This window comes from Paratractidigestivibacter sp., from assembly GCF_963660155.1.
Taxonomy (GTDB): Bacteria; Actinomycetota; Coriobacteriia; order Coriobacteriales; family Atopobiaceae; genus Paratractidigestivibacter.
On sequence record NZ_CAVKWG010000039.1, the window covers coordinates 39,520 to 61,692 of the forward strand.

The following is a 22,173-nucleotide window of genomic DNA, read 5'->3' on the forward strand; positions in this document are numbered from 1 at the left end:
AACTGCCGCCATCCCTAGTTTTGTGTTTGGAAGGCTGCGCGAGAGCCTCGAAAAGGGCTTGCTCGGGGCCGGAGGCCCGGGCGAACCGGCTCGCCCGGGGGCTCGTGGCCGGGCGGCGACCTGCGGCGCGCTCGGCAGCGCCGCCGATCAGCCATCAAGGCGGCGTCGACGGACAAAAGAAGGGCGCCGCCCTGTTGGGCGGCGCCCCGAAGGAAAGGCTCTGTGCGAGAGACGTGCCCTAAGCGGCTGCCTTCTCCTTTTTTGCCTCGGCATCGGTCTTGGTGCCGAGCACGAATACGGCCGCGATGGCAACAAGCGTGGCGATAACGCCGCCGACGGCGAGACCAATGAAGCCCATGTCGATGCCGTTGACCGGGTCGATGTAGCAGGGCAGGCCGAGCCAGCCGTTGGCGCCAGGCGTGAACCACTTGGCACCGCAGGCGCCGGCGACGGCGCCGCCGATGCCGGCAGCGATGAACGTGGTCCACATGAGCTTCTTGCGGGGGATGAGGATGCCGTAGAGCGCGGGCTCGGCGACGCCGAAGAAGCTGGAGATAAGGGCAGGAATGTTGAGCGAGGTGTTGGCGTCGCGGTCCTTGCACTTGAGGACCATGCCGATGCAGGCGCCCATAATCGCGCCGCAGCCGGCGAAGTTAAGCGGGTTGAGGGTGGAGTAGCCCACGGCGCTCATCTCGGTGAACCACAGCGGGATGATGCCCCAGTGCAGGCCAAACATAACGAGCAGGCTCCAGAAGGTGCCAACTACGAAGCCGGCGAGAATCGGCGAGAGCGCCAGGAACGACTGGATGCCCATGGCGACGGCGTTGGCAAGGATGGTGGTGATGGGGCCGACGACCAGAAGGCCGACGAGGCAAGAGATCAGCATCGTAAAGACGTTGGTAAAGATGCCGCGGATAAGCTCGGGAAGGATGCCGGAGAAGAACTTCTGCACCTTAGAGGCGAACCAAATGATGGGGATGGACGGCAGGACCTGGGTGTAGTAGCTGAGCAGGACCAGCGGGATGCCGAAGACATCGCCGTATACATTGGCCTGCAGCAGCGCGTTGCCCTCGAAGAGGACGCCCGTCGGGTCGCCGGCCTGGAGCGTGACCAGGTCGGGATAGATGAGGACGGCGCCGATGGCCATCGAGAGGACCGGCTTGACGCCGAAGCGCTGACCGGCGGACCAGGCGACGATGATGGGGAAGAACTCGAAGACCGAGTAGCCGATGGCGTAGAGCACGGCGTAGGTCGTGGTCGCCTTGAAGTCGGGCGCAAAGACGCAGATGAGCGACATGATCGAGACGATGAAGCCGCCGGCCATCAGGACGCCCAGCACGGGCTGGAAAATCGAGGAGACGAGCCCGAGGAACTTGGAGAAGGGATCGGTCTTCTCGTCGGTGAGGCCGGGGTCCTCGTTGACGTCGAGGGCCGCCTGGGCCTCAAAGCCGCCGATTTGCAGCAGGTCGCTGTAGATGCCCTCGACCTGGGGCCCGACGACGACCTGGTACTGGCCGCCTGCCTGGATAACGTCGAGCACGCCCTTGGTGGCCTTCAGGCCCTCGGTGTCGGCCTTTGAGGCGTCCTTGAGGTGGAAGCGCAGGCGCGTGACGCAATGGCTCACGTCGACCACGTTCTCCTTGCCACCCACTCCCTGAATTACCGCGTTGCAGAGCGATTCGTACTTCATTTGGCTACCGCCTTTCAAAAAATGGCGCTCGAGACCTGGTTGCGCGCCCTCCCATTGCCCGGGGAGGCTTCTCAGCACCCTGCTTCTGAAACAACCTTATGGGCTCCAGTTATGCCGGAGCAATTCGCATGACCCTCGCTTTATTTCCGGACAAGAATAAAAACTTGACCCTTGTGGTTGAATCAGGCGCCATTCCGTAATAAACCGCGATGGCCTCGTTTGGCAACGAATTTTTCGCTTGACTATATACCTGCTATACAGTTCAACCTTGGCCAAAAGACGGGCAAATGAGAAGGGCGCGTGGATGCTACATTTTGAGAACGTGCAGGTAGGTATGGGTAAGCACACCCTTGAGGCTCAGGTTTGCGCAACTTCCGGCGGCGTTGTGGTTTTCGCTTACTCACCCGAGCACGCCCATGTGGGCGCAACGGCCCAGGCCATCGCGCGCCCCGAGCCTGGCCGCAGCGCGACCGTGAGCTTACTTGCCGTTCCGTGTCACCGCGACGAGATTCCTGCCCACGACATCGCAGCCGCGCTGGCCACACGCTTTAGGATGCCGTGCGTCGCTACGGCCGGTCTGCACGTTGACGATGCCGCACCGGAAGACATCGAGCTGCTGCTCGCCAATACGCAGGTCCTCATACAAGAGCTGGAAAAGAAGGTCGCCGACCTTCTTTGCGAATAGATGGGAGCACCCATGACCACGACCGCAACTGCAACCGCGACAACCGCAGCCGCAGGCGCGACGACAACCGTGACCGCCGACCAAATCCACGACCTGCGTTCCGCCCTCGACTTCCTGCGCGGCCAGCCCGGCCAGCTCCTAGAGACCGACGTCGAGGTGGACCCCGACGCCGAGGTCTCCGGCGTGTATCGCCATGTTGGCGCCGGCGGCACGCTCATGCGTCCGACCAAGGAGGGCCCGGCGATGCTCTTCTCCAACGTCAAGGGCTATGACGACGCGAGCGTCGCCATCGGCCTGCTCTCCAGCCGCCGTCGCACGGCGGCGCTCCTGGGCCTCGATGAGCAGCGCCTCGGCGTGCAGATAGCGGAGCGCCTGCACAGCCCCGTTGCCCCCGCCCAGATTGCGGCCGGCAAGCACATCGACTGCCAAGAAGTCGTCTACCGCGCAACCGATCACGGCTTTGACCTGCGTCGCATTGTGCCTGCACCGACCAATACCCCCGTTGACGGCGGGCCGTACATTACCATGGGCCTCGCTTACGGAACGAGCCCCGACGGCGCCATGAGCGACGTGACCATCCACCGCTTCTGTTGCGTCGGCCCCGATCGCCTCACGATGTTCATCACCCCCGGCAGCCGCCACCTCGGCGCCTTCTTCGACCTGTACCGCCAGCGCGGCGAGGACATGCCCATCTCCATCTCCATCGGCCTCGACCCGGCGGTCTATATGTGCTGCGGTTTCGAGGCGCCTACCACGCCCCTTGGCTTCAACGAGCTGCAGATCGCCGGCGCCCTTCGCGGTCGCCCCGTCGAGCTCGCCGATTGTTTGAGCGTCCCGCAGAAGTGCATCGCCAACGCGGAGTTCGTCATCGAGGGCTATCTCTGCCACGACGAGGAGATGAACGAGGACGTGCGCGGCCGCGGCTTCGCCATGCCGGAGTTCCCCGGCTACACCGGCGATGCCAAGGTTTGCCCCGTCATCCGCGTCACGGCCGTGACCACGCGCGCCCGCCCCATCATGCAGAGCTGCATCGGCCCTTCTCACGAGCACGTCTCCATGGCCGGAATTCCCACGGAGGCCTCCATCTACCAGATGGTCGAGCGCGCCATTCCGGGCCGGCTGGTCAACGTCCACGCGGCGCCCTGCGGCGGTGGCAAGTTCGTCGCGATTCTGCAGGTGCGAAAGCCCGCGCCCTCCGACGAGGGCAGGCAGCGCAACGCGGCGCTTCTCGCCTTCTCAGCGTTTTCCGAGCTCAAGCACGTGTTCCTTGTGGACGAGGATGTTGACATCTTCGATATGAGCGACGTGATGTGGGCCATGACCACGCGTTTCCAGGCCGACGTGGACCTTATCGCCATTCCCGGTTGCCACTGCCACGTGCTCGACCCGTCCAACGACCCCGCCTTCAGCCCCTCCATCCGGGAACACGGCGTCGCCTGCAAGGCCATCTTTGACTGCACCGTGCCCTATGCCCAGCGCGACGGGTTCGTCCGCAGTCGGTTCATGGACATCGACAAAGAAAAATGGGCCTCGGTCCTCGGCTAACGGAGGCAAGGATGAAGCGGATCATCGTCGGCATGACGGGCGCCTCGGGCGCGCAGCTGGGCATCGCGGTTCTGCGCGCCCTCGCTGCCGCGGGCGGCGTCGAGACGCACCTCGTGATGAGCGACGGCGCCAAGGCGGTTCTTGCCCGCGAGTGCGCCGAGAGCCTCGAGGAGGTGGAGGCCCTCGCGGACGCGGTGCACGACAACCGCGATCTCGCGGCGCCCATATCCAGCGGCTCGTTCATAACCGACGGCATGATCGTGGCCCCGTGCAGCATGAAGAGCCTATCGGCTATTGCCAACGCCTACGACGACGACCTCGTGGTCCGTGCGGCCGACGTCAGCATGAAGGAGGGCCGCCGCGTCGTGCTCGTGCCTCGCGAGATGCCGCTTAACCGCGCTCATTGCAGGAACCTGTCGCGCTGCGCCGAGGACGGCTATGCCATCGTGGCCCCCATGCTCACGTTCTACAATGGCTGCGAGACCACAGAGCAGCAGGTCGACCACGTGGTCGGCAAGGTGCTCATGCGGTTCGGCATCGAGTACGAGCGGTTCAGGCCATGGGCCGGGTAGCTGCAAAGGCGTCGGGCGCGGGGCGCGCGCATCGCGGCGACGCGGCCCGTGCCGGATGGGGAGATGAGGCGGGGAAGATGAGCGGGAACCTTCACTACAGCGTCTCGGAGATGGCGTCCATGTTCGATCTAAGCCGCCAGACGCTCATCTACTACGACAAGATCAGGCTCTTCTCGCCCGCCGAGAAGAACGAGGCCGGCTACCGCCTTTACCTTCCCGCTCAGATTCCGGCGCTGCGGCTGATCTGCACCATGCGCGAGCTGGGCCTCTCGCTTGGGGAGATCGCTGCCGTGGTGGCCGACCACGAGCCGTCGAGGCTTTTGGAGCGTCTTCCCGAGCAACGCGAGAGGATTGATCGGCAAATCGAGCGCCTGGTCGCGCAGCGCGACTTCATCGACCAGCGCACCGCCTTTTACCAGGACGTCGTTTACTGGCAGGGGCGCGAGGGCGAGCCGTGCGTGCGGAGCTTCCCCGAGCGCCGCGTGGTCTTCGAGCCTTTTCCGGCCCTAAAGATGCAGCGTGACCTTCTGCACCCCACGCTTTCGCGCGCCATCAAGCACCTCCATGCCGAGGCGGGAGTGGAGCCGGTCGCGGGTTTCGGGGCAATGCTCACGGAGCGCGGAATCGACGGCGGGACCCTTGCTGGCGCGGGCTCTTTTGTGGTGGTGCCCGGCGGCGTTCGGCCGCCCGATGATGCCCTCGCGCTTCCCGCGGGCGACTACGCGTGTCTCGCGCGGCGGGGCATGCCCTATGACATGCCCGAGGTCGCGCGGCTTATGGACTGGGCGCACGAGCGGGGCCTGGAGCCGGTGGGCAACGTCTTCGATTTTTGCCTGCTCGACACCACGAGCTACGGAGAGGGCGCTGCCGAGGACTTCTGCGTGGCGCAGGTCCGCGTGGAATAGGCGGGCGCGCGCCGACGCGGGCATCTGCTCGCGGCTGCGTCCCTGAAGCAAATAACACCGAGTCAAGGAGAAACGCATGAGCGCAAATTCGAAGATTGATTGGCACCGCGATTCTACGACGGGCGTCGAGTGGTTCGTTGGGGTGCCGTATTGCGAGTGCCCGGCCGACGACGCGTACCAGACGCTGGGCATTCTTGTGCCTGGCTCGCTCGCTGGGTCGCCCGATGCGGCAAGCGAGGCGCCTATCGTGATGCCCGTCGTCACAGAGGGCTATGCAGCGATGGGCGCCCCGACCGAGAGCGATCTGCCTGCCTTGATCGAGGCCGCGCGGCCGTTCCTGGATGCCGGCATGGTCTATGTGCGCGCCGGTTGTCGCGGGCGGCTCCATGGGGCGCCCGCCGGCGTGACGGATCTTAAGGCGGTCGTCCGCTGGCTGCGTGCGCACGACGAGGTCCCCGGCAATAAGGACCTCGTGTTCGCTTTCGGCCACAGTGGCGGAGGCGCGCAAACCGCCGTTTTGGGGGCCAGCGGAAACAGCGATCTTTGGGCGCCGTACCTGGAGGCCATAGGCGCTTGCGACGAATCCGATGCCATCGCGGGCGCCATGTGCTGGAACCCCGTGACGAGCCTGGGCGTGGCCGACGCCGCCTATGAGTGGATGATGGGCCGGTTCTGCCGCGAGGGCGCCGAGCTCGAGAGGTCCTTGGAGCTGGCGGCCACCTATCCAGATTACCTGCGTAAACTCGGCTATGAGGAGGGCGAGTACGTGCAAGTCCTTCTCGACGTCGCCACAAAATCCTTGCGTAATTGGCTCGCCGACGGCCGGGACCGTGAGGTCGATGCCGCCTGGGGCTGGATCGCTCAGGGCCCGGCCGGTCCTGTTGTGAGCGACCTTGCCGGTTTCGTGCGCGACCGCAAGCGGCCGACCAAGCCGTCCCCCGCCTTTGACCGCGACGACCTGAAGTCCCCGGAAAACATGCTATTTGGCCACGACGGCGAGCCGCTCCACTTCGGCGCCGATTACGTGGACTTCTTTGGTACTTCCCAGTCGGATCGGGTCGCGATGTACGATCCGCTCACGTATTTGCTTGCAGGCGGCGCAAGCTCCGACGTTGCTCCCTTCTGGCGAGTGAGCACCGGCCTTATCCAACCGGACACCGCCCTGTGCACCGAGGTGAACCTTGCTGAGGCCACCCGCCGCTGTCCGGCGACGCGCGACGTGCGTTTCCAGACCGTCTGGGACGTGGCGCACGTCAAGGCGGAGCGCTGCGGCGCCCCGGAGGAGAATGTGATCCGGTGGATTCGCGAGGTTTTGGGCAGGTAGGACGGCTTCCTCGGCCGCCCGCCAACCAAAAAACCGGGATGGCGGCAGTTTTTTGAGGACCGGCCGAGTACACCCGTGCCTTCGCACGATAAAACCGCAGGTAGATGAGGTGCCCAAAAATCGGATACTTCGCCTGCGCCGAAAAAACTGCCGCCATCCCGGTTTTTTGGTTGGCGGCAGCCTCAGCAAAGCCTAAAAAGGCTGTGATTGCTCGTTAAGTAGCCGTAAAGCTCGCGCTGCCTCGTCAGCGTCTTCTTCGAAGGCGGGCGCCATGGCAGACCGAGGCGCTCGATGGCCATCCACATAAAATCGTAGAAGCGCTCATAGGTATTGAGCTGGCCTTTGGTAGCCGAGACGGTCTTGACACCCATGGCCTCGAGCAGATTCCGCCGGGTTTGCGTGTAATCAAGGCGCTCCGCGTCCGAGTGAAAAGCCGCGCTGTCGTACTCTATGTCGCCCCGCACGCTGGGGAAATACAAGTCGCAGCGTAGCGTTCGGCTTCCAAGCGTCGCCCTAAGGTGATCGGGAACATCGAGCTCTTCGTTTGCCCGCGCTTCGGGGTAGCCCCAGCCGCCAAGTCGCCGCGGCAGCGTGAATGCGAGACCCAGGAGTATCTCCATGGGTGAGGCCGTGTTTGGCGCAACATGACAAAGGGCGTTTTGCGCCTTCGTCGCGCCTCGGGCGCCTCGAACGCAAGCAAGGTAGCTCTCAATTCTCTCGGGGCTGGTTACTGGGTCGCGGAGCTCGTTGAAGTCCCCGCGCTCCGTTATTGAGAACCCTGCGCACAGGTACGTTCCGATTTCGATCAGCTCCATGATCGACTTCGAGCTTGCTAGCTGCAGAAACGTGAATTCCGGCGAGGATATGAGGCAGGCGTCGGAGTATTCGCAGAAGCTCTCTGGAGGCAAGGGGCCTGCCCATCGATGCGTCACGGCCTTGAGCTGGTTTCTCGACGATTCGTGGTCGGCGACGAGCACGTGGAGCTTGTCGCGCGACGAATATTCGAATGGGAGCTCGGCACACTTGATGTCGCGCATGTTGCCTGAGGCATGCGCAAGGCTGCAGCTCCATGAGGATTCTAGGAGTCGGCCGTCGTTGCTTGCGGTGAGCCAATATCGCAGTGCGGATTCGTGACTAAGGACGATCGTCGTCGGGCACCTCCTCATTTACGGGTGCTCGACGGTAGCACGAACGCGATTCTGGGTGTCTTCCCGAATTCTTACAGCAATCTAACCGAATTCTGCACTGCAGGTAGATGGCCGAATTTGGACGATTGGCTTGCCCTGCCGGTCGGGCCGATTCGGTGAAGGGACTCCGAGGCGCCGCGAGCGGTGGTTTTCGTGTATCCGAGGTCCCCTCGCAACAAAAAACCGGGATGGCGGCAGTTTTTTGAGGACCGGCCGAGTACACCCGTGCCTTCGCACGATAAAACCGCAGGTAGATGAGGTGCCCAAAAATCGGATACTCCGCCTGCGCCGAAAAAACTGCCGCCATCCCTCATTTTTGGTTGGCGGCAGCTTCGGTTGCTTAGTCTAATGGCGTAAAAGGCCCGCGCAGGCCCGCGGCCCCTAGTTCTTCAGCGAGTTGAGCGGCGCCGGGAAGCGGCCGCCGCGGTGCGCGAAGACGCTGCCGGCGAACCTGTTCACGGGCATGACCGGCGCGGAGCCGAACAGACCGCCGAACTCCAGCATGTCGCCCTCGGACTTGCCGATGGCCGGGATCAGACGCACCGCCGTGGTCTTGGTGTTAATGACGCCGATGGCCATCTCGTCGGCGATGATGCCGGAGATGGCCTCGGTTGAGGTGTCGCCCGGAACGGCGATCATGTCCAGGCCCACCGAGCACACGCAGGTCATGGCCTCAAGCTTCTCCAGCGAGAGAGCCCCATCGATGGCTGCTTGGATCATGCCGGCATCCTCGGACACGGGAATAAACGCGCCGGAAAGGCCGCCCACGGAAGACGACGCCATGACGCCGCCCTTCTTCACGCAGTCGTTGAGAAGCGCGAGTGCTGCCGTGGTGCCGGGGCCGCCGCACTCGCCGACGCCGATGATCTCCAAGATCTTGGCCACCGAGTCGCCGGCCGCCGGCGTCGGCGCGAGCGACAGGTCCACGATGCCCTTCTCCACGCCCAGGCGGCGCGACGCCTCGCGGCTCATGAGCTCGCCTGCACGCGTGATCTTAAATGCGGTCTGCTTGATTTTCTCGGCGACCTCCATGAGGCTCGCGGTCTCGGGCAGCTCGCTGAGCGCCGCGGCCATGACACCCGGCCCGGAAACGCCCACGTTGATGACGGCGTCGGCCTCGCCGCTGCCGTGCACGGCGCCCGCCATGAACGGCGAGTCCTCCACCATGTTGGCGAACACCACGAACTTGGCCGCGCCGTAGCAGTCGATGTCAACGGTCTGGCGCGCGCACTCCTGGATGGTCTGCGCGGAGAGAAGGACGGCGTCCATGTTGATGCCCGCGCGCGTGGACGCGATGTTCAAAGACGAGCACACGCGCTCGGTGGTGGCGAGGGCCCCCGGCACCGACGCGATGAGCTTGCGGTCCGTGGCGCCCATGCCCTTCTGCACCAGCGCCGAGAAGCCGCCCATGAAGTCGATGCCCAGGGTCTCGGCCGCGCGGTCCATGGCGTGCGCGATGGGGGAGAGGTCCTCGTCGGGGCAGGCTGCGGCGATCTGAGCCACCGGCGTCACGCTCACGCGCTTGTTGGCGATGGGGATGCCGTACTCGTTCTCGAGGTCGGACGCGGTCTCGACCAGGTGCTCGGCCGTGCGGGTGATCTTGTCGTAGACCTTGTCGCACATGCGCTCCATCGACTCATCGGCGCAGCCGGTCAAGCTGATGCCCATGGTGATGGTGCGGAGGTCGAGGTTTTGCTCGGAGACCATCGAGAGGGTCTCGGCCACTTCCTGCGGAGTGATGTCCACTGCGTGCCCCTTTGCGGTATCGGCGCGGGTATTGCGGTTGCTGTGTGCGGCCATTATAAGGTACGCGTGCGCGTGGCCGCCTGGCCTGCCCCGCGAGGTAACGCATGCGCAACGCCCGTCGGGCCTGTCGCCTGCAGGCGTTCGCGGGAGCCGACGCCGACGCAACCGACGACCTGCGTGTTTAGACAAATCGTTCACATCGATGCCTCGTTTCGCTCGAACAGCCGCTCAGCTGTCTCGAATCGTCCAAATTCGGCCCGAAAGTCTAAACATCTCTAAACAAATAGAAAGCCTAACAGGCGTTTTTATCTAAACAATTATATAAACAGGCCGCTTGCGGCACATTCCCTACCGCTGGCGGCACACCCTCTCACCAAACGGTTTGTAAGGGATTAGAAATAGATTCAGCAAGCGATTAACAAAGCGTTACGCCCGCCTAAAGCACAAGCGTTTCTGCAGGAAAAGACGGGTTTCGCCGAGCGGCACATTTACTCGGCAAACGGGAAGGCCGCATGGACCAGTATAAGAATCGATGTCGTCAACCCACACAAACAACGGCCGGCCATGGTCGTTTAGATTTTCGGCTTCAAGCAGACAGCATTAAACAATGTTTACTTAATGTTTAATTTGCCTGCGCACCCGCGCGAGCAGAAAGAATCGAAGGGAAGGAAACATTATGGGTAACGTTTCGAGGAGGAACTTCCTCAAGTACGCCGGCCTTGCGGGCGGCGTCGCCGGACTCGCTGGTCTGGCCGGCTGCTCCGGCTCGGGCTCCAGCTCTGCTTCCGGCTCCATCAAGATCGGCGTTTCCATCTGGTCCTCCACCGACGCTCTTGGCAAGCTCTCCGTCGAGATCATCAAGAAGGCCGCCAGCATCTTGGGCGTCGAGGTCATCACCAAGGACCAGGGCCACGTCTCCGAGCAGGTCACCGCTTCCATCGAGGAGCTTTGCGCCGCCGGCTGCAACGGCATCGTCGTCTGCAACTCCGCCGACTCCGAGATGACCTCCGCCATCAACACCTGCGACTCCAACCAGGTCTACCTGGCTCAGTTCTACCGCATGATCTCCAAGGAGAACTCCGCCGACGTCTACGCCGTCGCCGAGAAGTCCCAGTACTACGTCGGCGCTGTCCACGAGGACGAGGTCGGCAACGGCGAGAAGCTCATCGAGCTGCTCACCGCCGAGAACGCCAACGCCTACACCGACATCCAGAAGGGCGCCCGCAACATCAAGCTCGAGGCCTGGACCGTCGGCGACGCCACCTTCCAGGAGCGCTGGAAGGGCTACAAGTCCGGCATCGAGAAGTGGAACGCCGCCAACCCGAGCGACCAGGCCACCCTCTCCGATCCGCAGTACGCCAACACCTCCTCCACCGAGGGTGCCAACGTCACCCAGCAGTTCTACAACGCTGACGCCACTATGGACGCCCTGATCGTCGCCGGCGGCGGCGGCGACCCGCTGGTCGGCTCCGTGGGCCAGCTCAAGAACATGGGCCTCACCGGCAAGATCCGCGTCGCCTCCACCGACTTCCTGGACGACCTCAAGGAGCAGCTCACGACCGGTGGCATGTACTGCGAGTCCGGCGGCCACTTCTGCGACCCGCTGTACGCCTTCCTCATGGTCTACGCTGCCTGCAGCGGCTCCGAGACCTTCATGCCCAAGTCCGGCGACTTCGGCAAGGAGATCAAGTTCCCCTACGTCTTCGTCTCCTCTGTTGCCGAGTACGAGGACTACGAGAAGTACTTCGTCGACGACGCTCCTTACACCGACGACGAGATGAAGGATCTCGCTTCCAAGGACTTCGACGCTCTGAACACCGCCGCTACCAGCCTCTCCATCGAGGACGTCAAGACGCGTCACGCCAAGTAGTAGCAGGCTAGTTTTGCTCCGTTAGCTGGGGGCGGGCCTGGGGTCCCTAGGCCCGCCCCCAGTTTTTCTATGAACGGATTCGTGGGTATTCGCAAGGGAAGGATCGGTGAATGGAACTTCTGAAGAAGGCGAGGCAGAGCCAATGGTACGGCGTCGCTCTGCTGCTCATCGTCATCGCTCTGTGCTGGGTGGTGTTTAAGGTTCTGTGCCAGGACGCGTTCGGCTCTCCTGACCAGATGCTGACCTACCTCCAGACGGGCCTCATCTACGCCGTCGGAGGCTGCGGCCTCTACTTCATCGTCACCATGGGTCTGTGGGACTTCTCCGTGGGCGCCGTGCTCGTGCTCTCCGAGCTCATCGCCATTGGCTGCTCCCAGCAGTTCGGTATCGTGGGCGTCGTCGTCGGCCCCATCCTTTGCGGCGCGGTTCTCGGCGCCTGCAACGGCCTGGCCTATACCAAGCTGCGCATTCCCTCGCTGATCGTCACGGTCGGCCTCTCTCTTCTGTACGAGTCCTTCTCCGTCTTTGCTTCCAACTGGGCGGGCACTCGTCTTGCCGATGAGTACAAGCTCTTCGGCTCGTATCCCTGGAACCTCATCCTGGCGCTTCTCGCCTTTGCTCTGTGCACCTTCCTGCTCAGGTACACCAAGCTCGGCACCTATGCTAACGCCATCGGCGCCAACGAGCTCACGGCAAAGAACATGGGCGTCCAGATCGATAAGTACAAGTTCATCGCGTTTGTGCTCTGCTCTACCTTCGTCGGTGTCATGGCCGTCCTCTACATCGGCTACGGCACCTCGCAGACCCCGATGACCGGCATGCAGTCGCAGTCGCTCAACTTCAAGCCGCTCATGGGCGCCTTCTTCGGCCTGGCCTTCAAGAAGTACGGCCACCCCGTCGCCGCCATCGTCCTCGGCGAGTTCCTCATCGCCATGATGTTCGCCGGCTTCACCGCGCTCGGCATGCCCATCACGATCAACAACATCGTCTCGGGTGCCACGCTGCTGCTCATCGTTCTCATGACCACCAAGCGCGTCAAGGGCGCTGTCGTCAAGTAAAGGAGGGATACCACCATGTCTGAACAGAAGCTTCTGCTCCACGGCGAGAAGATCGACAAGAAGTTCGGTCCCACGCACGCCGTCAAGGAGGTCTCCCTCGACTTCTACGAGGGCGAGATCCACGCGCTTATCGGCGAGAACGGCTCCGGTAAGTCCACCTTCACCAACATGCTGACGGGCATCCTGCCCATTGGCAGCGGCACCTTCACCCTTCGCGGCGAGGAGGTCGCGCCCAAGAACCAGGTCGACGCCAACCACCACGGCATCGCCATCGTCGTCCAGGAGACGGGCACCCTGTCCGGCCTCACCGTCGCCGAGAACATGTTCCTCGGCAACGAGGACGAGTTCGTTCACGGCGGCATCAAGGACACCCGCGCCATGAACAAGAAGGCCCAGGAGCTGCTCGACGCCTACGGCCTCGGCGAGATTCGCGCCGACCTCGTCGTCGACAATTACGACTTCGAGACCCGCAAGCTCGTCGAGATCGTCCGCTCCACCTACTTCGATCCCGACATCCTCGTCGTCGACGAGACCACCACGGCGCTCGGCGAGGGCGGCCGCAAGAAGCTCTTCGAGGTCATGCGCGACGTCCGCGCCAAGGGCCACTGCGTCATCTTCATCTCGCACGACATGGGCGAGGTCATCGAGATGTCCGACCGCATCTCCATCCTGCGCGACGGCGACTACATCACCACGGTGAACAAGTCCGACGTCGACGAGGACAAGCTCAAGACCCTCATGGTCGGCCGCGAGATGGACGACCACTACTACCGCACCGACTACCCCGACTACAACGTCGAGAAGCCCGGCGACGTGGCCGTCTCCGTCCAGAACGTCACCGTTCCCGGCGAGATCGAGGGCTTGAACTTCGAGCTCCACTACGGCGAGATCCTCGGCTTCGGCGGCCTGTCCGAGTGCGGCATGCACGAGGTCGGCAAGGCCATCTTCGGCGCGTCCTACGACCGTGAGGGCGAGGTCATCCTGGCCGACGGCACCCACGTCAACGACATCAACACCGCCATCAACCACTCCATCGCCTACGCGTCCAAGGACCGCGACAACGAATCGCTGCTCATCAACGACACCATCGAGGACAACATCACCATCCCCTCGATGCGCGACATGGGCAAGTTCCTCTCGGACAAGAAGCTCCGCGAGTTCGCCGACACCTACGCCGCCCAGATGCAGACCAAGATGGTCAACGTCAAACAGCACGTGTCCGCGCTTTCCGGCGGCAACAAGCAGAAGGTCGTCCTGGCCCGTTGGCTCGGCAAGAAGTCCGACATCCTCGTGCTTGACTCGCCCACCCGCGGCATCGACATCAAGGTCAAGGCTGCCATCTACCAGCTGCTCGAGGACATGCGCGTCGAGGGTAAGGCCATTCTTATCATCTCCGAGGAGATCATGGAGCTCATCGGCATGTGCGACCGCATCTACATCATGAAGGACGGCAAGATCAACGCTGAGCTCCAGCGCAGCCCCGAGCTTACCGACCAGGACCTCATCGCCAAGATGGTCTAGGAGGGAAGACAAATGGCATCCAACAACACCGCGGTCGCTGATCCCAAGGCCGTAGAGACCAAGAAGTCCTTTGACTTCGCTCAGATTCAGACCTACCTGCCGTTCGCGGCCTTCGCGATCATCGTCATCTTCTTCGCTGTGGCTACCGGCGGCAACATCCTGACGCCCAAGAACCTCACCCTGATCCTCTCCGGCGGCTACATGCTGATGATCGGCGCGTGCGGCATCTGGCTCATCATGACCATGGGCTGCCTGGACTTCTCGATGGGCTCCGAGCTCGGCATCTGCTGCGCCGTGTTCTGCTACCTGTCGCAGACCAACCTGGCGCTCGCCCTGGTCGGCTCCATCGCTACCGGCGCGGCCATCTCGCTCGTCAATGCGTTGCTGCACGTCAAGGGCCAGGTCGCGTCCTTCGTCGTCACGAACTGCACCATGTTCCTGCTGCGCGGCGTCGTCCAGCTCATCACCACCGCCAACCCGGTCTACGCCGCCACCTACGTGCAGGCCGACTTCAACGACATGGGCATCTTGATGGGTATCACCATCGCGGTCCTCATCGTCACCTTCGTCCTGACCCGCTTCACCAGCATCGGCCACAACCTCAAGGCCATCGGCGCCAACGAGAAGGCCGCCCGCTTCGCCGGCATCAAGGTCCAGAAGACCAAGATTCTCGTCTACGTGGTCGCCGGCTGCATCATCGGCCTGGCCGCCTTCGTCAACGCCATCAAGGTCGGCTCCGTCACCGCCTCCTCCGGCAACATGTTCGAGACCAAGCTCCTCATCGCCATGGTCCTCGGCGGCATGCCAATCAACGGCGGCGCCCGCGCCCGTTTCTCCAACATCGTCGTCGGCGTGCTTTCTTACCTCGTGCTTGAGAAGGGCCTCGTCATGCTAGGCCTCACCACCGAGATGCAGCAGCTCTTCCTCGGCATCGTCTTCGTCGGCCTCGTTGCCCTGTTCTCTGACCGCAGCTCCAACCAGGTCATCAAGTAAGAAAAGCACCTCGTAAGCTTTTGGCGCCGGGCCTGTGCCCGCGCCACCGACTCGGCATCACCTCCTGGCCCCGCCCTTACCCACCTCTTCCCTTGAGGGCGGGGCCGTTTGGGAGGCTTAGCTTTAATGCAGTGCATAACCGTCCGAAAGGAGCGAACATGCTTGAGATTCGCGATTACAAGTTCTACTTCTGCCCCTGCACCCAGGACCTCTATGGCGATGAGTGCCTCCAGCACGTGCACGAGCACGCCGCTGAGGTCGTCGACTACCTCAATGCCTCTGATGCGGTCCCCTTCAAGGTTGAGCTCAAGCCCAACCTGCTCACCGCGTCGATGATCCAGCAGGTCTTCAACGAGGCCAACAACGACCCCGACTGCGCCGGCATCATTACCTGGGCCCACACCTTCTCGCCGTCCAAGAACTACATCCTCGGCCTTCAGGACCTCCAGAAGCCCCTGTGCCAGTTCGCGACGCAGTACAACGAGGAGATTCCGTACGACACCATCGACATGGACTTCATGAACGAGAACCAGGCCGCCCATGGTGAGCGCGAGCTGGGTCACATCTTTGCCCGTATGCGCTGGGAGCACAAGGTCGTCTTCGGCTTCTGGAAGGACCCCGTGGCCCTCGCCGAGCTCGGCCAGTGGCAGACCACCGCGGTCGGTGTCCTCGAGTCCCGCAACATCCGCCTGTGCCGCTTCGCCGACACCATGCGCAACGTTGCCGTTACCGACGGTGACAAGATCGAGGCCCACGTCAAGTTCGGCTGGACCGTCGATGCGTGGCCGATCAACGAGCTCGTTCCCTACGTCGATGCCGTGACCGATGAGGAGGTCAAGGCCCTGACTGACGAGTACTACGCCACCTACGGCATCGTGGACGACGGCCGCGATGCCGACGAGTTCCGTCGCCACGTTGAGGTCCAGGCAGCCCAGGAGATCGGCATTCAGCGCTTCCTCGAGGAGCACGGCTACAATGCCTTCTCCGATCACTTCGGCGATCTCGGCGGCCTGAAGCAGCTGCCGTCCCTCTCGGCCCAGCGCCTCATGCAGAAGGGCTACGGCTTCGGCCCCGAGGGCGACTGGAAGACCCCGTGCCTGGTCCGCATCATGAAGGCCATGACCTCCAAGAACCCCAATGCCAAGGGCTCCGCCCTTCTCGAGGACTACACCTACAACCTGGTCCCGGGCAAGGAAGGCATCCTCGAGTCCCACATGTCCGAGGTCGATCCCTCCATGGCCGAGGGCAAGATTGCCATTCGCGCCACGCCGCTTTCCATGGGTGACCGTGAGGACCCGGCGCGCCTCATCTTTACCGGCAAGACCGGCCCCGCCATCGCCTGCTCGCTCGTCGACCTGGGCAACCGCTTCCGCCTGATCATCCAGGAGGTCGAGTGCAAGGAGGTCGAGAAGCCCATGCCGATGCTGCCCACCGGCACCGTCTTCTGGACCCCGAAGCCGAACCTGAAGGTCGGCACCGAGGCCTGGATCTACGCCGGCGGCGCCCACCACACTGCGGTTTCCTACGACCTGACCGCCGACCAGATGGTCGACTGGGCCGAGGCGATGGGGATCGAGCCCGTGGTTATCGACGCCAACACCAACATCCGCGACTTCAAGCGCGACCTCAAGCTTGGTGAGGTTTACTACCGCTAATCAGGCGCGGTCTGTTCGGCAGGTATGAATGACCCGGCCGCGTCTCTCGTTCGGGAGGCGCGGCCGTCTCTTTACCTGCAGTTTGGGGACAGTCCCCAAACCGCTGCAGAAAGGGGACAGTCCCCAAACCGCTGCAGTTTAGGGACGGACTTGCGGGCGCGGCGCTTGGCCCCGTGGGGTTATTGGGGGACCTATGAGGGTTCCGGGACATCAAATCGTTTCGTAAGGAGAAACAACATGGATAAGCAGCAGGTTATTGCTGATATCGAGTCGGGGCGCACGAGCCTTGGCATCGAGTACGGCTCCACCCGCATCAAGGCGGTTCTGGACGACTCCAACAACGAGCCCGTGGCCATCGGCACCTTTGACTGGGAGAACTCTCTGGTCGATGGCTACTGGACCTACTCCGAGGACGAGATCTTTGCCGGCCTCAAGGCCGCCTACGCATCGCTTAAGGCAGATGTTGCCGAGAAGTACGGCGTCAAGCTCACCCAGGTGGGCGCCCTCGGCATCTCGGCCATGATGCACGGCTACCTGCCGTTCGACGCGGCCGGCAAGCTGCTCGTGCCGTTCCGCACCTGGCGCAACACCACCACCACCGAGGCGGCCCACGAGCTCTCCGGCCTCTTCGCCTTCCACACCCCCGAGCGCTGGAGCGTCTCGCATATCTACCAGGCCGTCCTGAACGGCGAGGAGCACGTGCCCAGCATCGACTTCTTCACCACGCTCGCGGGCTTCGTGCACTGGCGCCTGACCGGCGAGAAGGTCCTGTCCATCGGCGACGCCTCCGGCATGTTCCCTATCGACTCCACCACCTACGACTACGACGCCGCCAAGATCGCCCAGTTCGACGAGCTCGTGGCCAGCAAGGGCGTGGCCTGGAAGGTCGAGGACCTGCTGCCCAAGGTGCTTGTTGCCGGCGAAGTGGCGGGCCATCTCACCGAGGAGGGCACGCGCCTGCTCGACCCCGAGGGCGACCTTCAGGCCGGCTGCCCGCTGTGCCCGCCCGAGGGTGACGCCGGCACCGGCATGATCGCCACCAACTCCATCGCCCAGCGCACGGGCAACGTCTCGGCCGGCACCTCGGTCTTCTCGATGATCGTGCTCGAGCACGCCTTGAAGGACGCCACCGCCGAGGAGATCGACCTCGTGACGACCCCCGTCGGCGACCCGGTCGCCATGGTGCACTGCAACAACTGCACCTCCGACATCAACGACTGGGTTGACCTTCTCGCGGACTTCGCACAGACCATGGGCACCCCCGTCGACAAGGGCGACATCTATACCAAGCTCTTCAACGCGGCGCTTACCGGCGACAAGGACGCCGGCGGCCTCGTCTCCATCCCGTTCATCTCAGGCGAGACGGTCATGGGCGTCCAGACCGGCTTCCCGATGGTCGTGCGCAAGCAGAACGCCAACTTCAACGTGGCCAACTTCATGCGCATGCACATCATGGCCGCCTTTGGCGCTCTTGCCGCGGGCAACGAGGCCCTGCGCGCCGAGGATGTCAAGATCGACAAGCTCTACGGCCACGGCGGCATCTTCAAGACCCCGAAGGTGGCGCAGTCCCTGCTTGCCGCCGCGCTCGAGGCTCCCGTCACCGTCATGTCCACGGCGGGCGAGGGCGGCGCCTGGGGCCAGGCCGTCGCCGCGTCCTACATGGCCAACAAGGCTGAGGGCGAGAACCTCGCGGACTTCCTGAACAACAAGGTCTTCGCCGGCATGGAGGGCGTGACCGTGGAGCCCGACGACGCCGACGTCGAGGGCTACCGCGCGTTCCTGGATGCATTTAAGAAAGTTAACGAAGCCGAGAAGACAGCCGAGGCACAATTGGTTTAGAATCGTTCGCAACGGAGCGTTTTTACGTGCAGAAACATTCAAAACGCTCAAGTATACGGCTCCAAAAGAGGGGAGAGCTTCAAAATGATGCTTAAGGAACTGCGCGAGAAGGTCTACGAGGCCAACATGGACCTCCCGAAGCACGGGCTGGTCGTCTTTACCTGGGGCAACGCCTCCGAGTACGACCCCGAGTCGGGCCTCTTCGTCATCAAGCCGTCCGGCGTCGACTACAAGGACCTGAGTCCCGAGAACATGGTTGTCTGCGACCTTGAGGGCAACCGCGTCGAGGGCGAGATGAACCCGTCCTCTGACACCGCCACCCACGCCGTTATGTACAAGCACTGGGCCGATAAGGGCGTTCTCGGCGTCGTGCACACCCACTCCGCCGCCGCCGTCGCCTGGGCCCAGGCCGGCCGCGACATCCCGGCGTACGGCACCACCCACGCCGACTACTTCTATGGCCCCGTGCCCTGCATGCGCGGCCTGACCGAGGACGAGATCGAGCGCGCTTATGAGCTCGAGACCGGCAATGTCATCGTCGACGGCTTCGCTGAGCGTGAGATCGACCCCGTCGCCGTGCCGGGCGTCCTCGTGCGCAACCACGGCCCGTTCAGCTGGGGCAAGGATGCCGCGCAGGCCGTCTATCACGCCGTCGTTCTGGAGGAGTGCGCCAAGATGGCCCGCGACACCGAGATCCTCTCGGCTCATTGCGGTCCCGCTCCCCAGTACCTGCTCAACAAGCACTACATGCGCAAGCACGGCCCCAACGCCTACTACGGCCAGGGCGGCGAGCACTAAGATCACACGGGTTTCGGCCCGCATAACCGCACGTCAAAGGGCGGGGCTCTCGGGCCTCCGCCCTTTTTGTGGACAAAGGGACAGTCCCTTTGTCTACTTTGCGGGCGGGGTTCTCGATGAGGTTGTAACGCAAACAGCGGTACATTTACGTCACTAATTTGGCGAGGAGGCTGCTATGGAGAAAACCGCGACGCTGAACCTGCGCGTTTCGCCGGAGGTAAAGAGCAGTGCAGAGTACGTGCTCGACCAGTTGGGCATTCCGATGTCCACGGCCATAACCATGTACCTTAAGCAGATCGCGCTAACGGGAGGAATCCCCTTTACCCCGCGAATCCCGAGCGCTCCGCGTGCGGTTGACGCCGATCGTATGAGCGATGACGAGCTTCGGTCGCTGATCTCCTCGCGTATCACGGACTCCGTTTCCGGTAATTTGACCTCGCTTGCCGACGCGCGACATCCAGGCGAGGCTTACTAAGGTACTCGAGGGTATTTAGCCCTTACGGCGGCAGATTTTGCGGGCGGCGGCGCTAGACTTACAAGCAGCGAACGGCCCGGCGACGGGCGCTTCTCGATTCGTGGATAAGGAGAACAACATGCAGGTCAACGGTACCGCATTCGGTCAGCTTCCCGATGGGGGAGATGCCCTTCTCTTCACCATTTCGAACAAGGCGGGCATGCAGGTCGCACTTACCAACGTGGGCGGCTGCATCGTCTCCGTTAAGGTTCCCACGGCCGCGGGCGAGCTCGTGGACTGCGTGCTCGGCTACGACGACGCCGCGGGCTACGTGAACAACGGCCCCATGTTCGGCGCGCCGGTGGGCCGTGTGGTCAACCGCATCGCCGGCGCCTCGTTCGAGCTGGGCGGCACCACCTACGAGCTCACCGCCAACGAGGGCCCAAACGCAAACCACAGCGGGCGCGACCCGTGGTTCCAGCGCGAGTGGGAGGTCGTCCGCATCGAGCAGGGCGAGGACGGCGGTACGGTGGAGTTCCGCCTGCTCTCTCCCGACGGCGACCAGGGCTTCCCTGGCGAGGTCGACATGCACATGACCTATGAGCTCGACGGCCACGACGCCCTTTGCGTGACCTACGACGGTACGGCTTCGGCGCCCACGCTTATCAACATGACGAACCACAGCTACTTCAACCTGAACGGCTGCGATGGCCAGACGGTCCTGCACCACCGCCTCACCGTGGACGCCGACTCCTACACCGAGACCACCGACGCGCTGATCCCGACCGGCCGCGTGCTGCCCATCGACGGCACCCCGCTCGACGTCCACGATGGCAAGGAGCTCGAGGACGTGGTGGGGAGCAAGGCGCCCTCCATCGTGAACGCCCGCGGCATCGACCACAACTTTGTGCTGGCCCCGGCCGAGGAGGGCAAGGACGGCTTCGTCGGCGCCCAGCGCCATGTGGCGCGCCTCGAGGCGGACCAGACGGGCATCGTGCTGGATATCTCCACCGACCTGCCCGGCATGCAGGTCTACACCGGCAACTACGTGGAGGGCTCGAGCGGCAAGGGCGGCGTCGCGTACCACGATCACTGCGCCGTGGCGCTCGAGACGAACTTCTACGCCGATGCCATCCACCACCCCAACTTCCCGCAGCCGGTCTTCGGCCCCGATCGCCCGTACCGCACCCGCACCGTTTACGCCTTCTCCGCGCGCTAGGCTGCGGTCGGGTCGGCGGACCGGCCCGCCATTGTTGGCTGGCCTCTGTAGCCGCAAAGAAAACGGCCCCGCTTGGTCCGTTCCGCAAAGAAATCGCGCCCGCTTGGTTTATTTGCAAAGGAAACGGCCTCGCTTGGTCCCAATCCGACCAAGTGGTGCCGTTTTCTTTGCGCCGCGGCCCCGCGCGGACCAACTCGTCGCGTTTTCTTTGCGCCGCGGCCCCGCGCGGACCAACTCGTCGCGTCTTCTTTGCGGCGATGCGCCGGCCTGCCGCGCTATCTTGCCCGTACGTATCTCTGACTCTTGCTCCTCGGCTTTTCTGGCTCGGTTCTGGCAAGAAGCCCTTTGTCCAGCAGCGGGTTTATGTATGCGCGCGACGCATAGAATTCGCCGATGCCGAGCATCTCGGCGATTTCTGCCCGCGACCTAGGTTCGTTGCAAAAAGCGAGCAAAGCCGCCGCCCGCTTGGTGGTTCGGCTCTGTTTACCTGCCTCTCTCTGCTTCGTGCCGTCCGGCGAGGCGTTTTCTGAGGCGTGGATGCGCAGGGTAACGTGGAACTCGGATCCGGTGTCGGTAAATTCCGGCTCCGGTTTTCCTGCCTGTCGCATCGCAAGGCGGATGGTCGGAATCCCCGAATAACGGTTCTCGGTCTGTCCAAGCACTTCCATTGCGGTCGCGAGTGCCGGGTTTCTCGTGTCCGGTTGGACCTTGCCGAGCTGGTCGACCGTGAGCCTGCCGTAAAGGCCGCCGGGATTTCTTACCTCAAGGCGGTCGGAATATAGCTCTACCTGCACCGGCATGGCCTCGGTATGGATGCTGTAGTCGCGGTGCACGAGCGCGTTGAGAATTACCTCGCGAACCGCCACCATCGGCAGGTCGAGCTCATCGATCCTCTCGCCGCTGCTGGGGTCTATTTTGGTTGACTGGGAAAGGTTGCGGCGAACAAACGAGAGGCACTCTGCCAACTTACTAGTTATGGAGTTCAGACACGCTTAGAAATTACTAGATATTGCAAATCTGCGCTAATTAATGACTACGACTGCGCAATTAGCAAATTCTTGGCGAAGTTTTGCATGCTCCCCAACTTCAATATCATGATGTTGTTAAACGGC

At 63.1% G+C, this 22,173-nt stretch carries 18 protein-coding genes; 14 read left to right on the forward strand and 4 right to left on the reverse strand.

Annotated features, from left to right (window positions below; translation table 11 throughout):
* Window positions 1-238 precede the first annotated feature (238 nt).
* Window positions 239-1,690 (reverse strand): PTS transporter subunit EIIC, encoded by a 1,452-nt coding sequence (locus tag U5709_RS07265; RefSeq protein WP_321970897.1) that lies wholly within the window; start codon window positions 1,688-1,690, stop codon window positions 239-241.
* A gap of 304 nt (window positions 1,691-1,994) precedes the next feature.
* On the opposite strand from U5709_RS07265, the gene U5709_RS07270 reads away from it, so the two are divergent.
* The 5 genes from U5709_RS07270 to U5709_RS07290 all read left to right on the forward strand — a co-directional run bounded on the left by U5709_RS07270 (window position 1,995) and on the right by U5709_RS07290 (window position 6,721).
* Window positions 1,995-2,375, forward strand: a complete 381-nt coding sequence (locus tag U5709_RS07270; protein ID WP_321970898.1) for a hypothetical protein — start codon at window positions 1,995-1,997, stop codon at window positions 2,373-2,375.
* Between the two features lie 12 nt (window positions 2,376-2,387).
* Window positions 2,388-3,920 carry a UbiD family decarboxylase gene (locus U5709_RS07275; protein WP_321973103.1) on the forward strand — a complete coding sequence of 511 codons (1,533 nt, stop codon included), beginning with the start codon at window positions 2,388-2,390 and terminating at the stop codon, window positions 3,918-3,920.
* Window positions 3,921-3,931: 11 nt separating this feature from the next.
* On the forward strand, window positions 3,932-4,492 hold the full coding sequence (locus U5709_RS07280) for a UbiX family flavin prenyltransferase (RefSeq protein WP_321973104.1): 561 nt from the start codon (window positions 3,932-3,934) through the stop codon (window positions 4,490-4,492).
* Between the two features lie 77 nt (window positions 4,493-4,569).
* Complete coding sequence (locus tag U5709_RS07285) at window positions 4,570-5,397, forward strand: MerR family transcriptional regulator (RefSeq protein WP_321970901.1); 828 nt, start codon at window positions 4,570-4,572, stop codon at window positions 5,395-5,397.
* 76 nt (window positions 5,398-5,473) lie between these two features.
* On the forward strand, window positions 5,474-6,721 hold the full coding sequence (locus U5709_RS07290) for a hypothetical protein (protein ID WP_321970902.1): 1,248 nt from the start codon (window positions 5,474-5,476) through the stop codon (window positions 6,719-6,721).
* A 182-nt stretch (window positions 6,722-6,903) separates the two neighbouring features.
* On the opposite strand, the gene U5709_RS07295 is transcribed toward U5709_RS07290, so the two are convergent.
* Both U5709_RS07295 and U5709_RS07300 read right to left on the reverse strand, forming a co-directional pair.
* Window positions 6,904-7,758, reverse strand: a complete 855-nt coding sequence (locus tag U5709_RS07295) for a hypothetical protein (protein ID WP_321970903.1) — start codon at window positions 7,756-7,758, stop codon at window positions 6,904-6,906.
* A 531-nt stretch (window positions 7,759-8,289) separates the two neighbouring features.
* Window positions 8,290-9,654, reverse strand: coding sequence for a PFL family protein (locus U5709_RS07300; RefSeq protein ID WP_321970904.1), 1,365 nt, complete (start codon window positions 9,652-9,654; stop codon window positions 8,290-8,292).
* Between the two features lie 676 nt (window positions 9,655-10,330).
* Here U5709_RS07300 and U5709_RS07305 point away from each other — a divergent pair.
* The 9 genes from U5709_RS07305 (at window position 10,331) to U5709_RS07345 (ending at window position 21,061) form a co-directional block, all read left to right on the forward strand.
* Entirely contained in the window at window positions 10,331-11,524 is a 1,194-nt protein-coding gene (locus U5709_RS07305; RefSeq protein ID WP_321970905.1) for a sugar ABC transporter substrate-binding protein, read from the forward strand.
* Window positions 11,525-11,634: 110 nt separating this feature from the next.
* Window positions 11,635-12,582: an ABC transporter permease gene (locus tag U5709_RS07310; protein WP_321970906.1), complete on the forward strand. Its 948-nt coding sequence runs from the start codon at window positions 11,635-11,637 to the stop codon at window positions 12,580-12,582.
* Window positions 12,583-12,597: 15 nt separating this feature from the next.
* Complete coding sequence (locus U5709_RS07315; protein ID WP_321973105.1) at window positions 12,598-14,103, forward strand: sugar ABC transporter ATP-binding protein; 1,506 nt, start codon at window positions 12,598-12,600, stop codon at window positions 14,101-14,103.
* Window positions 14,104-14,115: 12 nt separating this feature from the next.
* A complete protein-coding gene (locus U5709_RS07320; protein ID WP_321970908.1) occupies window positions 14,116-15,096 on the forward strand; it encodes an ABC transporter permease in 981 nt (326 codons plus the stop codon).
* A 158-nt stretch (window positions 15,097-15,254) separates the two neighbouring features.
* Window positions 15,255-16,751: an L-arabinose isomerase gene (gene araA, locus U5709_RS07325; RefSeq protein WP_321970909.1), complete on the forward strand. Its 1,497-nt coding sequence runs from the start codon at window positions 15,255-15,257 to the stop codon at window positions 16,749-16,751.
* A gap of 237 nt (window positions 16,752-16,988) precedes the next feature.
* Entirely contained in the window at window positions 16,989-18,590 is a 1,602-nt protein-coding gene (locus U5709_RS07330) for a xylulokinase (protein WP_321970680.1), read from the forward strand.
* A gap of 87 nt (window positions 18,591-18,677) precedes the next feature.
* Window positions 18,678-19,388, forward strand: a complete 711-nt coding sequence (locus tag U5709_RS07335) for an L-ribulose-5-phosphate 4-epimerase (protein ID WP_415860355.1) — start codon at window positions 18,678-18,680, stop codon at window positions 19,386-19,388.
* A 175-nt stretch (window positions 19,389-19,563) separates the two neighbouring features.
* Window positions 19,564-19,863 carry a type II toxin-antitoxin system RelB/DinJ family antitoxin gene (locus U5709_RS07340; RefSeq protein ID WP_321970682.1) on the forward strand — a complete coding sequence of 100 codons (300 nt, stop codon included), beginning with the start codon at window positions 19,564-19,566 and terminating at the stop codon, window positions 19,861-19,863.
* Window positions 19,864-19,981: 118 nt separating this feature from the next.
* On the forward strand, window positions 19,982-21,061 hold the full coding sequence (locus U5709_RS07345; RefSeq protein WP_321973106.1) for an aldose epimerase family protein: 1,080 nt from the start codon (window positions 19,982-19,984) through the stop codon (window positions 21,059-21,061).
* 275 nt (window positions 21,062-21,336) lie between these two features.
* Here the strand turns inward: U5709_RS07345 and U5709_RS07350 are convergent, their stop codons facing one another.
* Window positions 21,337-22,026 (reverse strand): ATP-binding protein, encoded by a 690-nt coding sequence (locus U5709_RS07350; RefSeq protein WP_321970684.1) that lies wholly within the window; start codon window positions 22,024-22,026, stop codon window positions 21,337-21,339.
* Window positions 22,027-22,173 lie beyond the last annotated feature (147 nt).

Bases quoted from the DNA above. Each gene is read 5' to 3' on its own strand.
- U5709_RS07320 (WP_321970908.1), top strand. From the start codon at position 14,116: ATGGCATCCAACAACACCGCGGTCGCTGATCCCAAGGCCGTAGAGACC.
- U5709_RS07335 (WP_415860355.1), top strand. From the start codon at position 18,678: ATGCTTAAGGAACTGCGCGAGAAGGTCTACGAGGCCAACATGGACCTC.
- U5709_RS07290 (WP_321970902.1), top strand. From the start codon at position 5,474: ATGAGCGCAAATTCGAAGATTGATTGGCACCGCGATTCTACGACGGGC.
- U5709_RS07270 (WP_321970898.1), top strand. From the start codon at position 1,995: ATGCTACATTTTGAGAACGTGCAGGTAGGTATGGGTAAGCACACCCTT.
- U5709_RS07285 (WP_321970901.1), top strand. From the start codon at position 4,570: ATGAGCGGGAACCTTCACTACAGCGTCTCGGAGATGGCGTCCATGTTC.
- U5709_RS07275 (WP_321973103.1), top strand. From the start codon at position 2,388: ATGACCACGACCGCAACTGCAACCGCGACAACCGCAGCCGCAGGCGCG.
- U5709_RS07340 (WP_321970682.1), top strand. From the start codon at position 19,564: ATGGAGAAAACCGCGACGCTGAACCTGCGCGTTTCGCCGGAGGTAAAG.
- U5709_RS07345 (WP_321973106.1), top strand. From the start codon at position 19,982: ATGCAGGTCAACGGTACCGCATTCGGTCAGCTTCCCGATGGGGGAGAT.
- U5709_RS07295 (WP_321970903.1), bottom strand. From the start codon at position 7,758: ATGCGCGACATCAAGTGTGCCGAGCTCCCATTCGAATATTCGTCGCGC.
- U5709_RS07310 (WP_321970906.1), top strand. From the start codon at position 11,635: ATGGAACTTCTGAAGAAGGCGAGGCAGAGCCAATGGTACGGCGTCGCT.
- U5709_RS07280 (WP_321973104.1), top strand. From the start codon at position 3,932: ATGAAGCGGATCATCGTCGGCATGACGGGCGCCTCGGGCGCGCAGCTG.
- U5709_RS07265 (WP_321970897.1), bottom strand. From the start codon at position 1,690: ATGAAGTACGAATCGCTCTGCAACGCGGTAATTCAGGGAGTGGGTGGC.
- araA (WP_321970909.1), top strand. From the start codon at position 15,255: ATGCTTGAGATTCGCGATTACAAGTTCTACTTCTGCCCCTGCACCCAG.
- U5709_RS07315 (WP_321973105.1), top strand. From the start codon at position 12,598: ATGTCTGAACAGAAGCTTCTGCTCCACGGCGAGAAGATCGACAAGAAG.
- U5709_RS07305 (WP_321970905.1), top strand. From the start codon at position 10,331: ATGGGTAACGTTTCGAGGAGGAACTTCCTCAAGTACGCCGGCCTTGCG.
- U5709_RS07330 (WP_321970680.1), top strand. From the start codon at position 16,989: ATGGATAAGCAGCAGGTTATTGCTGATATCGAGTCGGGGCGCACGAGC.